At 55.0% G+C, this 12,787-nt stretch carries 12 protein-coding genes; 8 read left to right on the top strand and 4 right to left on the bottom strand.

Features of this window, described 5'->3' with window-relative positions:
- Positions 1 to 371 precede the first annotated feature (371 nt).
- From AAEZ10_RS06605 to AAEZ10_RS06590, 4 genes are read left to right on the top strand one after another with little or no spacing between them, the layout of a single operon-like run.
- Positions 372 to 1,538 carry an SAVED domain-containing protein gene (locus AAEZ10_RS06605; RefSeq protein WP_024014893.1) on the top strand — a complete coding sequence of 389 codons (1,167 nt, stop codon included), beginning with the start codon at positions 372 to 374 and terminating at the stop codon, positions 1,536 to 1,538.
- Positions 1,539 to 2,789, top strand: a complete 1,251-nt coding sequence (locus tag AAEZ10_RS06600; RefSeq protein WP_024014892.1) for a nucleotidyltransferase domain-containing protein — start codon at positions 1,539 to 1,541, stop codon at positions 2,787 to 2,789. It begins immediately after the preceding gene.
- A complete protein-coding gene (locus AAEZ10_RS06595) occupies positions 2,773 to 4,557 on the top strand; it encodes a ThiF family adenylyltransferase (RefSeq protein ID WP_024014891.1) in 1,785 nt (594 codons plus the stop codon). The genes AAEZ10_RS06600 and AAEZ10_RS06595 overlap by 17 nt, the downstream gene beginning before the upstream one ends.
- Positions 4,554 to 5,036 carry a Mov34/MPN/PAD-1 family protein gene (locus AAEZ10_RS06590; RefSeq protein WP_024014890.1) on the top strand — a complete coding sequence of 161 codons (483 nt, stop codon included), beginning with the start codon at positions 4,554 to 4,556 and terminating at the stop codon, positions 5,034 to 5,036. Before AAEZ10_RS06595 ends, AAEZ10_RS06590 begins: the two co-directional genes overlap by 4 nt.
- 28 nt (positions 5,037 to 5,064) lie before the next feature.
- Here AAEZ10_RS06590 and AAEZ10_RS06585 read toward each other — a convergent pair whose 3' ends face one another.
- On the bottom strand, positions 5,065 to 5,613 hold the full coding sequence (locus tag AAEZ10_RS06585; protein WP_024014889.1) for a 3'-5' exonuclease: 549 nt from the start codon (positions 5,611 to 5,613) through the stop codon (positions 5,065 to 5,067).
- A gap of 222 nt (positions 5,614 to 5,835) precedes the next feature.
- On the opposite strand from AAEZ10_RS06585, the gene AAEZ10_RS06580 reads away from it, so the two are divergent.
- The 4 genes from AAEZ10_RS06580 (at position 5,836) to AAEZ10_RS06565 (ending at position 8,846) form a co-directional block, all read left to right on the top strand.
- Positions 5,836 to 6,474, top strand: coding sequence for an antitoxin Xre/MbcA/ParS toxin-binding domain-containing protein (locus AAEZ10_RS06580; protein WP_230383555.1), 639 nt, complete (start codon positions 5,836 to 5,838; stop codon positions 6,472 to 6,474).
- 42 nt (positions 6,475 to 6,516) lie between these two features.
- Positions 6,517 to 6,909 (top strand): DUF6957 family protein, encoded by a 393-nt coding sequence (locus AAEZ10_RS06575; RefSeq protein WP_024014887.1) that lies wholly within the window; start codon positions 6,517 to 6,519, stop codon positions 6,907 to 6,909.
- A 279-nt stretch (positions 6,910 to 7,188) separates the two neighbouring features.
- The gene (locus AAEZ10_RS06570) at positions 7,189 to 8,115 is read left to right on the top strand and encodes a LysR family transcriptional regulator (protein ID WP_041476539.1); all 927 of its coding nucleotides are present in this window, start codon (positions 7,189 to 7,191) and stop codon (positions 8,113 to 8,115) included.
- 104 nt (positions 8,116 to 8,219) lie between these two features.
- Positions 8,220 to 8,846: a glutathione S-transferase family protein gene (locus AAEZ10_RS06565; RefSeq protein WP_350568498.1), complete on the top strand. Its 627-nt coding sequence runs from the start codon at positions 8,220 to 8,222 to the stop codon at positions 8,844 to 8,846.
- A gap of 126 nt (positions 8,847 to 8,972) precedes the next feature.
- Here AAEZ10_RS06565 and AAEZ10_RS06560 read toward each other — a convergent pair whose 3' ends face one another.
- From AAEZ10_RS06560 to AAEZ10_RS06550, 3 genes are read right to left on the bottom strand one after another with little or no spacing between them, the layout of a single operon-like run.
- Positions 8,973 to 10,340 carry a glycosyltransferase family 4 protein gene (locus AAEZ10_RS06560; protein WP_122705445.1) on the bottom strand — a complete coding sequence of 456 codons (1,368 nt, stop codon included), beginning with the start codon at positions 10,338 to 10,340 and terminating at the stop codon, positions 8,973 to 8,975.
- Positions 10,337 to 11,590, bottom strand: a complete 1,254-nt coding sequence (locus AAEZ10_RS06555) for an ABC transporter ATP-binding protein (protein ID WP_122705446.1) — start codon at positions 11,588 to 11,590, stop codon at positions 10,337 to 10,339. The genes AAEZ10_RS06560 and AAEZ10_RS06555 overlap by 4 nt, the downstream gene beginning before the upstream one ends.
- Positions 11,590 to 12,384, bottom strand: coding sequence for an ABC transporter permease (locus AAEZ10_RS06550; protein ID WP_122705447.1), 795 nt, complete (start codon positions 12,382 to 12,384; stop codon positions 11,590 to 11,592). The genes AAEZ10_RS06555 and AAEZ10_RS06550 overlap by 1 nt, the downstream gene beginning before the upstream one ends.
- Positions 12,385 to 12,787: the final 403 nt, after the last annotated feature.

Here is a 12,787-nt window from a genome sequence, read left to right as displayed (position 1 = left end):
TTTCCTAGCTATGGGGCTCGAGGGTACGAGATCACCTCTTCGGTATATTCTAAGACGGAGCAGACAAGCTTAAGACAGGAATTGTGCGATCACTGAAGAGACGTGTACGCAAATTAGCGAGTTTATCTCTTTCACATAAACTCGCTAATTTCAGTACATACGCTGTGGTCAGCGCTCTTAATAAGTCGCATTTACCATAAAACGACGCCGCCATTCCCCCTTCCGTTGGGGTCAAATACGACCTTGGTGCTTAAGACGATTCAGCCTCCGCCACTCTCAGATCTTTCTTGTATTTGGGGTGAATGACCTTAAGATGATTTTATCTGGCCATCATCGTTTTTTTCATGGATGTTTCTCGGGGGTAGGTCGAAATGGCAGAGCAAGAAGACGCTAAAGTCGCGAGCGGGCGCTTTAACACGAATGATGAGACGAAGCGGATCGTGTGGATACAGGCCGCTGGTCATTGTGAACTGTGTGGTACAGATCTAACGTTCGACTATCGTGCCGGCAAACCGATGAAATGGGGCGAAGTGGCGCATATCCTACCCGCCAGTCCGAAGGGGCCTCGGGGCCGCGCAGATCATGACGCTGAGGCGCATACCAACGATACCGCTAACCTGATGCTCCTGTGCCCAGGCTGTCATGACAAAATTGATCGTGACGCAGATGGTTACCCTGAAAATGATTTGAGTGGTTTACACCAAGCGTACATGGAACGCATCCGACTCGCCGCAACGACCCCCGATGGTGGCAGAGCCATTCCTCTCATCGTCCAGAGTCAGCATTTCCAGACTGTCACCGATATTCCCGTTCGCGATCTGTTGACTGCGATGTCTGCTGAGGGATTTATCGCCTTCGATCAAGGCATCAAAATCACTTTCCCTGCACCCGGACCGCGAGGTAGGGACGCGACCTATTGGCAGAACATCAAAGACAGTGTCCAGTATGAGCTGGAGCAGCAACTCAAGCGTCGCGGCGGCACCTATGGAGACTCGCCCGCGCTAGCAGTGGTAGGCTTGGCCGACATTCCGGCTTTGATGATGTTGGGCCAGAGTATCGGCGACCGTTCCAAGCGCTTGATCTTCTCCTTTCATCGCGAGCATCTTTTGCGCTGGCCCGATCAGTCCGCTGAGCCGCCCGTTTTTTTGTTTACACCTCCCTCCGACGGCGACGGGCCACTGGCGCTAGTGCTCTCCATTTCTGCGCAAGTTCCAGTTCGAGACGTGATCGACGCTCTGCCCGGTGCACGTATAGCAGAGCTGTCGATCCCAGAGCCAAGCTATGCGATGGTACAAAACCGTCGGGTGATTCATGCCTTTCGTGACGCACTTCAAATACGACTGAGCCAGCTTGAAGCTCTGACTCCTACCCCTATCCACGTCTTCGCCGCTATTCCTGCTGCATTGGCCATCGAGTTTGGCGCGTTGCTCACAACGCAGCACCAACATACGTACCTGATCTTCGATCGGGACAAAGAAAACCAAGATCGGTTTACGCAAACACTGCAATTGGGCTCGGTGGCCCAGGAGGCTAGGTAGATGCTATTGAGCAACGAACAGACCAAGCGCAGCAGTTGGGAATATTTTCTGCTTCGCGCCGCGCGGGAAATCTCGCTGTCGGAAGCGCAGTACGAAAAAATCAATGACCGCTACTCCCAACTGGAAAAAATCCTCTCGGCATCCGACAACCCGCTGCTCGCTGAGGCCCATATCTTCGTTCAAGGCTCGATGCGGCTGAAAACGACCATCAAGCCAATCCCCGGTGCGCCTGCGGATCTGGACACCATTGATGCGGACGCGATTATCTGGCTCCCTCACGCTCAAGGCGCTAGTGCGAAGGAAGTTCTAGAAGTGATTGAGCAGCGTTTTAGGGAGGGCTCCCGCGTTCAAGAAGAAGTTAAGCAATTACGTCGTGGCATCCGGATCGTTTATGCCGACGAAAATCCAGGTTTCCACATTGATGTCACACCTGCCCGCGCGATCAACGGAAATGGCGAAGCAAACGGCGAGGGTAAGCTGGAGGTTCCGGATCGGGTCACAGGGTGGAAAGCAAGCAGCCCTATCCCTTACTCGAATTGGTTACAGGTTGCCTCTGCCCAGGAAATCTCTCTTGAAAGCTTGGTAATTGCCAAAAGCCAGCGGATGCTCGATGCCGCGACACAAGATCCTTTGCCGCATTATCAGGATTACATCGATCAAGATCCCCTGCGTGCGACCATAAAACTGCTCAAGCGGCATCGCGATGAATGGGCCATCAACACAAGGAGCGCTGATACTCGCCCCATATCCGCTGTCATAACCACTTTGGCGACTCACGCATACCTGGATGTCGTGAAGGAATCGCAGTCGAAGCCCTTGGCGCCGCTCGATGCAATTTTGGAAATCGTTCGCAGAATGCCGCAGCACATCGCGCAAAGAGGTAGCGATTGCTTTGTCTGCAACCCTGCCGATAACGGCGAAAACTTTGCAGAGAAGTGGAATCGACCGGGCGAGGGACAAGGTTATCGCCAAGCATTTGCCAAGTGGCATGCGGACGCCAGTGCATCTGTGTCTCTGGGTTTGGAAAGTTTTGAATCCAACGATTCCTTCGCCGAGGCAGTGAAAAAGAATTTCGGTATTGCACCGGCGCTCATTACGGCAGTGAACAATGAGATCCCTGCGAATTGGACCATGCCCGGCCGACCGGATGGCACTACTCGAAACTCTGCTTCGATGGGTTCGCTCTTCGGAGGGGCCAGCGGTGGCGGAACGTCTCAGTCGAGCGTAAAGCCAGTTGGACGCCTTGGCTGATCCTATTACGACGCCATTGCAGCGCGGAATCGTCGCACTGCGAAATGCCCTAGGTCAGGACGCTGCCGATGCATTGCTCCAGCCCGCACCCATGCGGGCTGACGAAGCGGCGTCCTTTCACTTTCCCTTGCCCATCGATTACACGGGGCAGGAGCGGCGACTGCGTATTGGTTTCCCCTCCAACTTTCCCCGTGGGCTTTTGCGGCTGAACGTCGAACCCTCTCCATGGCTGGTTTGGCCGCATGCCACCAAGTCGGGGCTTTGCCTTCATGGCTTTCAGGAGCGCCCCATCATGGGTTCCTCGGAGGTTGTGGTAGAGGACAGCCTTGCTCGCTTGGCACAGATCGTTTCGTTGTCCAAGATGGGATCAAGCCAGGCAACGCGCGATATCGAATTTCAGAATGAGATCACTACCTACTGGTCTTTTCAGCACGGTCAGTCATTCCAGAACCTCTTACTGTTGGATCGACCTCAGGCTGCCTCGCAGTTGTTTGCGCTCAGCGATCCGCGCCGGGCTGTGCCATCCGGTCAGGAAACGGTTTGGTTAGCATCGAACGTAGCTGCACTCAAAGGGCATTACCGACGGGTTGTCGGGCGTTCCGCTGTCATTCGCGCGGCCGAAACTCCCGGTTTTTACGTCAAGCTTCAGACTTATCCGGATATCCGCACCCCGGATCCAGAAGATTTATTGCCGTGGCTAACGCCCCACCTTAAACCCGACGATGCCGAGCAATTGCTGGCATGGTTTGAGCTGAATGGAACGTTGGCGAGTCGATGGATTGTTCTGGAGCTTCCAGGAGGGGCAGATGCTCCAACATATTGCCTAAATGTACGCTCGCTCGGCGTACAGCAGGAGCGGGGGGCAAAGTTTGGCCTGCGTACAGCGCGGCGCCGGCCAGCTATCGCAAATGCACATCCACCGGCGCTCGTCCGAGCAACTACCCTGGACGTGCTTGATCGAGCGTCCATTCTGTCCCGCGATATAAGCGGCACAGCACAGCGCCTCGAAAATGCTCGGGTAGTTTGCGTTGGTGTTGGCTCGCTAGGCAGTGCGGTGGCAATACAATTGGCACGCTCCGGTGTTGGCCACCTTACCCTCATCGATCCTGACACTCTGGTGTCAGCCAATCTGGGTAGGCACGTTCTGGGAGCGGATAGCCTAGGGAGGCTGAAAGCCTCAGCGTTGAGGGACAAGATTCTGTTAGATCTTCCGACTACAGAGTGCACCGCTTATTCGACTTTCGCCGAAGTAGTGATGAGCAGCAAACCAGAAGTGTTCGATAACGCAGATCTTGTGGTGATCACGACAGCAGACTGGCAGTCGGAGGTCACTGTATGGCGAGCCAAATCCAGCGGCGCTTCTTGGGGACTTTTACAAGCCTGGAGCGAACCGTATACCCAGGTAGGCCACGCGCTATTCGCACCAGCCGGTACCTTTGATGGCCGTCATTTATTCACGAACATCGGCGATTTTCTTCATAAGTTTACAGAGTGGCCGGGAGGCGGTGTGGTTCCACTGCCGGCGTGTGGGGAGAGCTTTATTCCAGGCGGATCACTGGGGATGACCAATATTGCCTCTATGGTGTCGCACACGGCTTTACGCGCATTGACCGGCAACATTGCCACTGCATCTTGGGTCAGCAGTATCTACAGGCCTGAAGATGTGCCGAGCCTAGGAGGCCAATACCGTGGGCCCAAACTGCCAGAGGGGGCGCAGCAACTCCTACTCGAGCGCGGATGGCCGGAACCTAAGGATGAAATGGTATGACGGATATCGCTTGGCGCTGGCGATGGGCGGAGGTGGATTCCGAGCTATTGGTGTCGCAAGCTGTCGCGGACATCTTGGATAGTCATCGGCAGGGCCTTTTTGGCGTGGAGCGAGGGGGACAGTTATTCGTCAACCCGGTTAATCCGAAAGGGTTGCTGCTGGCCGTGGCCACGTTGCCTCATCGCGCCGATCGGTCAGGCTGGTCTTGGCTAGAGTTGGATGCGGAGCGGTGCCGTCAGGAGATCCAAGCTGCCAACGAACAAGGGTTACGTCTGGTGGGCTATTGGCATACGCATCCCCAATCTGTTCCGGTGATTTCTCCGGCAGACATAGGAAGTTTCTCCAGATTTGCTGCGCGTTACACGCAGGATCTGCCGCACCCAATAGCCGTTATCGTTGGCAAGTCCGAAAAACCAGAAGGCATCAAGGCTTGGTCGTTCAGGGGCGGCAGATATGTTGAGGCAACCTGGCTTAGATAAGCTTCAAGTCGGTGCCATGGGAGGCACGTCAGCGGTTACCTTTACCCGCCAGCATCAGCGCGAAGAGCTCTGCCTGAAAGCGAGCATCATCCAATGCGTTATGGTTCGGTTCGCTGAGTGGCTTCAGCGCAGCGGTCATCTTGGATGATTTTGTTTCCTGCCAGCTGCAACCTACAGCTCCCATGAAGTAGGCCTTCATGTCGATAGCGGTAAAACCAAAGGGGTTGGTATCCAAGTATTTGTGGAAGTAATAGTTGACGAATGACCAGTCAAACGGTGCATTGAGTCCTACGAAAATGACCTTTTGCCCCGTTTTGCAGGACGATTTCAGCCACTTATCAAATGCCAGCATCGCCTGTTGCGGAGCGAGGCCATCGCGCTCCAGCTTCTCCAAACTCAGCCCCGATACTGCCAGCGCTTCGGGGTCGTGTTTCGGACTGTCAGGTCGTAGTTCAAGATAGATGGACGTTTCAGGTTGGGCTACAAGACACGCTCCAATGGAGAGCAGACTGTATTCGCCTGGTATAGGCCCAGACGTCTCGACATCGACGGAAACATAAAGCTCATCAGGGTGCATGTCATATCCTTTCGTGTAGTTACCTGATCACGCTCAGGCTTAGCCATGTGAAGGTGGAAAGGCAGGTATTGCCGTTGACCCATTTTTGCCCTTTCACTCGCTATCCGGCGTTCGAGCAGCGGCAGTGCCTGTCGGTCAGCGGATCGCCGATTCCTTTGGTCAGCTCTGCGCCCAAGCATAATGATGTGTGTCATTCTGATGGCGGATGAGGGCCGGACGATCATGAGTGAAAACGAGCGTTGGATAGTCAAGTGCCAAAAAACTAAGGACGGCACTGGCGACATCATCATCGATCTGCCTCAAGAGTTGCTTGACCAAATGAGGTTAGGTATTGGGGACGACCTGGAGCTAACGGTAGCGAATGGCACATTAGTGCTAACGCCCGTGCACAACGCAACATCAGTGCGGCCCATGGTTTCTGGCGTCCTGCGTCAGGATGCCTATCATGCATATCGCATGCGTCTGGAGAGGCTTCTTCATATCTCTGTCAATGCCTCGGATCTGGACATTCACGACATGATAGTAGCTGGCTTCTCGGTCAGCCTGATCAAAATGCTTTGTGATGATGGAACCTTAAGCGACGAAGAGCGCGACAGAATCATTCACCCCAAAACCCTAAAAACAAGATTGTCAGCCAATCATCTTTTAACGCTGCCTGAGAGCGATCGCCTTTTCCGGTTTGTACATATAACCGCCATGGCCGAGGTGATCTTCGGTGACAAAGTTAAGGCCAAACAATGGCTATCCAAACCCAAAGCCCGCTTTTTGGGAGAAAGTCCGTCATCGATGGTCGCTACAACCTTTGGCACACATCTAGTCGAAGAAATGCTGATTCAAGTGTCGGAGGGCATGTCATTTTGAGCTTCTCGTTCGAATCGGTTTTTTGATCGGCAGGAGGTAGTCATGAATTTGGCAGATTATATTTCAGTGCTTTCTGATGGTGAGAAAATAGACGGATGCGAACTCACCACCCCAGATGCTGTAGCGCTCGCCCGCCTGCATTTCCCTTCCCGTGCCTATTGTCTTGTTACTGATTGGGCGATATTGGATCTCGCCGTCACAACAAGTCAGCGGAAAGCCATTACGGATAGAGAGCTAATTCCTGCTCTCGTTTACGCTTCGACCGTTATCCAAGACAGTAAAGGCCGCTTCGCATCTGGTGATTGGGTCAAAACGACACTGGGTGTTTCCTACATCCACGACTGCTTGTTTCTAACAAAAAACACCGTTTACGTGCTGATGGGGGCCGGCCGAAGGTTGCGCACAGATTTAGACACCGCACTAAGCCTGTGCTGAAAAACTCTATTCCAAACGGGTAAGTGCCAAGTCGCGCTCACATAGCGTTTCGGCATGAATGAACGCCGACGCTGTTGTGTCAATCTATGTTGTTACCAATCGAGCACCGTATTTGAAATGTGACGCGCCTGTGTCAATCTATGTTGCTGTTGTGTGGATCCCGGATCATCCTACAGCCCCCGGTTTACTTGAGGGGCTGTGTCAAACTATGTTGTTGGTAACCAGCTTCCCCAATCGCAGCCTCGGCTGCGATTGTCGTATCCGCCGCCGAGGAATCCCATGGACCGCTTTCAGGAAATGCAGATCTTCGTTGTCGTCGCCCAGGAGCAAGGCTTTTCGGCGGCTTCGCGGCGTCTGGGTCTGTCGGCGGCGAGTGTCACCCGGGCGGTGGCGGCGCTGGAGCAGCATATCGGTACGCAGCTGCTGGTGCGCACCACGCGCACCGTGCATCTCACCGAAGCCGGGCAGCGTTATTTCGATGACTGCCGGCGGATTCTTGCCGAGGTGCAGGAGGCCGAGGATTCGGCGGCAGGCAGCCATGCCTTGCCGCGCGGGCAGTTGACGATTACTGCGCCGGTGCTGTTTGGCGATCTGTTCGTGACGCCAGTGATGGCCGATTACCTTTGTCGTTATCCGGATGTGTCGATCAACGCGTTGTTGCTGGACCGGGTCGTCAACATGGTCGAGGAGGGCATTGATGTCGCGGTACGCATCGGTGAGCTGCCGGACAGCAATCAGCATGCGATCCGAGTTGGGGAAGTGCGGCGGGTAATCTGCGCTTCGCCGGGGTTTCTGGCTGAACACGGCCGCCCGGAGCATCCGCAGGCATTGGCCGGGCTGCCGGTGGTGGCGACGTCGGCGATCGGTCAGCAACGCAACTGGCCGTTTCTCGACGGCGGTGAAGCACTCAGTGTGCGCACCGAACCGCGCCTGACTGTCACGGCCAATCAGTCGGCGATCACCGCCGCGCGAAAAGGCTTGGGCCTGACGCGAGTGCTGTCCTATCAAGTAGCGGACAAGGTCGCAGCGGGCGAGCTGGAAATCGTCCTCGCCGAGTTTGAATTGCCGCCGTTGCCGATTCATGTGGTGTATCAGGGCGGGCGCAAGGCACCGGCGCGGATCCGCAGTTTTGTCGACTTCGCCGTGAAGGCGCTGCGTGAGCATCCGGCCTTGAGTGCTGCGGCGTTATTGCACGAGATGAAATAATCGATTGCAGTGGCTGGTTATTCTGTTGTTCCGGCAACCCATAGATGATGACTCCATCGGCGCGCTCATCCCCGTAGCGACGTCACTTTCCAGCGGAGTCGACCATGCAAGCGATCAAACTCTACAACTTCCCACGTTCCGGCCACGCCCACCGCGTCGAGTTGATGCTGTCGCTGCTGCAACTGCCGACCGAGCTGATCTTCGTCGATCTGGCCAAGGGTGAGCACAAGCAGCCGCAGTACCTGGCGATCAACAGCTTCGGCCAAGTGCCGGCGATTGATGACAATGGCGTGGTGTTGGCTGATTCCAACGCGATTCTGGTTTATCTGGCGCAGAAATATGGCAACGGACGCTGGCTGCCGACCGACCCGGTGGGCGCAGCGCGTGTGCAGCGCTGGCTGTCGGCAGCGGCGGGACCGATTGCGTTTGGCCCGGCGGCGGCACGCCTGATCACGGTGTTTGGTGCGCAACTGAATGCCGAGGAAGTCATTGGCCGTGCGCACAACCTGCTCAAGGTCATGGAACTGGAGTTGGGCAAAACGGCGTATCTGGCGGGCGAAGAGCCGACCATCGCTGACGTGTCTGCCTACAGCTACGTTGCTCACGCGCCGGAGGGCAATGTCTCGCTGGATGACTACGCCAATGTTCGCGCCTGGCTGGCACGGATCGAAGCGTTGCCGGGTTTTGTCGCTATGCCGCGCACGGTGGCCGGGTTGCAAACCGCAGTCTGATTTGCGCAGCCGCACTCTGGAGGCCGCGCCAGACAGGTTGTTCAGCAATGCTGAGCGGGCAAGCAAAATCTGCAGGAATGGGGTGAATGGCGCATCCCGGTGCGCAGTCGCTGTTGAACCGTTGCGTCAAGGGCAAGATGCGTACTGCATGGGAAGCGCCTCAGGCACTTCCAACAAATGGTGTACGCTGCGTTCGACTAGTTGCAGGCTGGCTTCACGCCAGCTAATCCATTGCCAATCGACAACGTCGCGGACAGCTGGAAATTGCCCGCTGCGCTGGAAGCAGCAAATCAGATTGGCGAGACTTTGCGGGTCCTGCAAGTCAAAGTACGCCATAAAATCTCCGCCGATTTCACGAAACACTGCTATATCGCTCCCCATTGCCGGCAAGCCTCGCTGCATGGCTTCCACCAATGGTAAACCGAAGCCTTCGACGAACGATGGAAAAACCAGTGCACTGGCATGAGCGTATGCATATTCAAGGCTAGTGTCGCTGAGGTCGTTGAACATGAACAGTCGTTGGTTCAGTTCTGAATGGTTGCTTACCCGGGTCAGCAATGCATCGCACTTCCAGCCGATCTTTCCTGCGATGCACAGATGCGCAGTGGAGCCTGCGGCCCAGGCGCGTTCGAAAGCGTCGAGCAGATACGCGTGATTTTTGCGCGGCTCAATGGTGCTGACCATCAGAAACACTGGATCGCTGGTCACGAATAGTTGCATCAGGTGCGGCTCGATTGTTCCTTCTGTGTCATGGAGATCTAGTTCTGAGCCAAGATGAAAGAAATCGAACCAGCATTTGGCGGTCTTTTCAGCGCCGATACGGAACTTCAACTCTTCACGCAACTGATCGCGCACTGTGGCGGAAATCGCCATGTAGCCATCGGCAGTGCGTGTGATCCACTCGAACCATTCGCCGAAAACCCCGACCAGACGGCTTTCGTAAAAATGCGGATGAGTCAGCGGGATAAGGTCGTAGATCACGGCAATTACGCCAACACCGTCGCTCTTGAACCTTTCTACTTGAGCGAAAAAGTCCGAGTGCCAGGAGGAGTCCAGCAACAACAATTGATCGCCCGGCTGGTGTTGCAGCGGTAAACAACGTTTGAGCAGTTGAGTGCGATTGACCCGTCGAATCAGTCGCAGCGATATTCCGAAGGCGCTAAAGGAGGTCAGTCGGTAGCCCACGTACAAAAGCCGTCGCGCCAGTTTCGAAGTGCATTTTGCGTCGCGTCGTTGATGCCATTGCCAAAAGCGATGAGCCAGGCGCTCCAACCGTTCACCAAAATTTTCAAGTTTGTTCAGGAAAGGTGAATTGAGCGGTGCGAGATGCAGCACGCGATACAGATAGCCATTGAGCACAACCACAGGTATGCATTCGACGCCTTTTGCGCTGGCGGGCAATTGTTTGATGACATTTCGCACCACACGCTGGATCCCCGAGTTCACCATCGGATGCTTAAACACGTGGGTGCATTCCACCAGTAAGCGAATCACGGCATACGCTCGAGCAAATCGGCTTCGACATAACGGCGCACCGTGGTCTTAGCGTTAAGCCATGAGCATCCGACAAAGTCTTCGTGGCGAATGTTGATGACATGAAACACCAAGCCCAAATCACGCCACTCGTAATTCTTGTCCAGATGCGAGTCCAGCCTCGACAGGCTGAGGGCGACGGAGTAATTGCCTTTGCCCAGACCCATTGCAAACGCGAAGCGGTAAATGACGCGCTCGCCGGCACGCAGATTTTCCAATGCCTGTTTCTGGCGGTGGGTATTGATACCGTACATGGGCTGACCGAGACGATCCTTGATCATGAACCCAAGTACCAGCCTCTCGATGTCCTGACGGACTTCAACCTCTACTTCCAATACGACAGACTGGCCGACTTCAGCAACTTCGATACAACGTTCGGATTCGTCCAGCAAACGCACTCCAAGGATGCCGGCTTCACCTGTTCCCGATACGGTCTGAACCTGGCCGCCGTCGAGCACTTCCTGGCGTACGCTTTGGCCCTCCCGTTCGGCTAGCAAGGCGTTGTAGTAATCCATGACCGCTTCAGGTCTGTCGTGCATCGCCATATGGCCGCCATCGAGCAAAATTGCGGAATCGCAGATCGCTTGAATGGCAGAGCGGTCGTGAGAGACTATAAGCAGGGTAGTGCCGGCCTTGCGAAAACTGCGGATCCGCTCGAAGCTTTTGTGCTGAAAGTATGCATCACCCACCGAAAGAGCTTCATCGACGATAAGAATATCGGGGCGGCGTGCTGTGGCGACGCTGAAAGCCAGGCGCATCTGCATACCGCTTGAATACGTGCGTACCGGTTGATCAATGGCCTCGCCAATTTCTGCGAATATTTCGATCTCCGGCATCAATGCGTTGATTTCTTCGACCTGCAGACCGAGCAGTTGGCCAGCCATCACGGCGTTTTGCCGACCGGTGAAGTCCGGGTGGAATCCCATGCCCAGCTCCAGCAGCGCCGCCACTCGTCCCGAAAGCTCGATGGTGCCGCAAGTCTGTCGGTTGGTGCCCGTGATCATCTTGAGCAGCGTGCTCTTGCCCGCTCCGTTGACACCGACGATACCCACAGCTTGGCCCGCAGAGATTTCGAATGTGAGGTCTTTCAATACCCAGTGCTGGCGGTGGCGCAATGGTGAAAAAGGCGTCAGCCATTCGATCAGACGGCTCCAGCGACTGGGATATTGTCTATAGGCTTTGCCCAGCCGTGTAACACGAATATGTCCCATCAGAGCTCATCCTCCATTGCGCCGACCTGTTTGCGAAACAGGTACAGGCCCATTGTGCAAAACACTGCGCCAGTCACGAATGTTGGCAGCAGCGAACTCCAGATCGGCCATTGGCCGTAAACGAACAGATTCTGGTAACTGCCTATCAGGTTGGTCAGAGGATTGAATCGGAGCAACTTCTGCAATGGCTCCGGCAATATGGTGATGGGATAAATTATGGGTGTCAGCCAGAACCAGAATTGCAAACAGATACCGAACAGCTGGCCGACATCCCGAAAAAAAACGTTCAGTATGCCCAGTACCATGCCAAGTCCGGCGCAGAGCATCATTTGCAGAGCAACCAGCGGCACTAGCGATAGCAATGCCACGCCCGGCCAGCGTCCGGTGATGAGTAGAAAGCCAAGAAACAACCCGATGATGATTGCGAAATTTATTCCCGCATTGATCAGTACGATCGTTGGCAGGCATATTTTTGGGAAGCTGACCTTCTTCAACAGGTTAGCGTTATCCAGAAACATGTTCTGGCTGCGCAGTGTGATTTCTGAAAAAAGCCCCCACGCCAGAAGTCCGGCGCACAGATAAATGCTGTAGGCCATGCCGTCATCCACGCCAGGCAAGCGAGCGTGCATGATGTGGGAGAAGACTACGGTGTAAATCACGATCATCGACAGAGGATTGAAGATCGGCCAGAGCGCGCCTAACAGGGAGTTGCGGTACCGCGCTTGAAACTCTCGTTGTACGCTGCCACTGATGAACCCTCGGTAGTCGTACAACGATCTGTACACTGAAAGCATTAAACTGTCCTCCAGTGTGAGTGATCGAAGCAGCTGACGCCGCACTGTGGCAAAAGCCGGCTGTGATGTATTTCTAACTGCGGCCAAAGATCGGTGGTGTCGTACCGCTCGGTGAGGTCGTTGGACAACGCCTCGGATTGCTGCTTCCACGAGGAGCCCGGAAATGTCGGATGCGACGAGACAGGGTGATCCACGAATCCATTGGAATCCGCGACGAATGGACGCTTTTTCAAAAATCGACCCCTTGGTTTTGACTAGCGCCGCTTTTCTACAGGCTTTGTAAAAAGGTCTGCCCGGCTGAAGAAACAGCTCGGTGACAGGCAGGCGAAGTCAGTTGTTGTAGTTGTTTGTCTACAATCTGTGCCAATTGCTCGGCAATTTCAACAGGGCAAACCGTGACTGG

The sequence above is a fragment of the Pseudomonas sp. H26/SER47-MNA-CIBAN-0231 genome, from assembly GCF_040310465.1.
Classification (GTDB): domain Bacteria; phylum Pseudomonadota; class Gammaproteobacteria; order Pseudomonadales; family Pseudomonadaceae; genus Aquipseudomonas; species Aquipseudomonas atacamensis.
Note: the sequence above shows the minus strand (reverse complement) of the source record. Positions and strands in the feature narration are given on the sequence as shown.

Excerpts from the sequence above, each read along its gene's own strand:
- AAEZ10_RS06605 (WP_024014893.1), top strand. The coding sequence starts at position 372 with ATGGCAGAGCAAGAAGACGCTAAAGTCGCGAGCGGGCGCTTTAACACG.
- AAEZ10_RS06600 (WP_024014892.1), top strand. The coding sequence starts at position 1,539 with ATGCTATTGAGCAACGAACAGACCAAGCGCAGCAGTTGGGAATATTTT.
- AAEZ10_RS06590 (WP_024014890.1), top strand. The coding sequence starts at position 4,554 with ATGACGGATATCGCTTGGCGCTGGCGATGGGCGGAGGTGGATTCCGAG.
- AAEZ10_RS06585 (WP_024014889.1), bottom strand. The coding sequence starts at position 5,613 with ATGCACCCTGATGAGCTTTATGTTTCCGTCGATGTCGAGACGTCTGGG.
- AAEZ10_RS06580 (WP_230383555.1), top strand. The coding sequence starts at position 5,836 with ATGAGTGAAAACGAGCGTTGGATAGTCAAGTGCCAAAAAACTAAGGAC.
- AAEZ10_RS06575 (WP_024014887.1), top strand. The coding sequence starts at position 6,517 with ATGAATTTGGCAGATTATATTTCAGTGCTTTCTGATGGTGAGAAAATA.
- AAEZ10_RS06570 (WP_041476539.1), top strand. The coding sequence starts at position 7,189 with ATGGACCGCTTTCAGGAAATGCAGATCTTCGTTGTCGTCGCCCAGGAG.
- AAEZ10_RS06565 (WP_350568498.1), top strand. The coding sequence starts at position 8,220 with ATGCAAGCGATCAAACTCTACAACTTCCCACGTTCCGGCCACGCCCAC.
- AAEZ10_RS06555 (WP_122705446.1), bottom strand. The coding sequence starts at position 11,590 with ATGGGACATATTCGTGTTACACGGCTGGGCAAAGCCTATAGACAATAT.
- AAEZ10_RS06550 (WP_122705447.1), bottom strand. The coding sequence starts at position 12,384 with ATGCTTTCAGTGTACAGATCGTTGTACGACTACCGAGGGTTCATCAGT.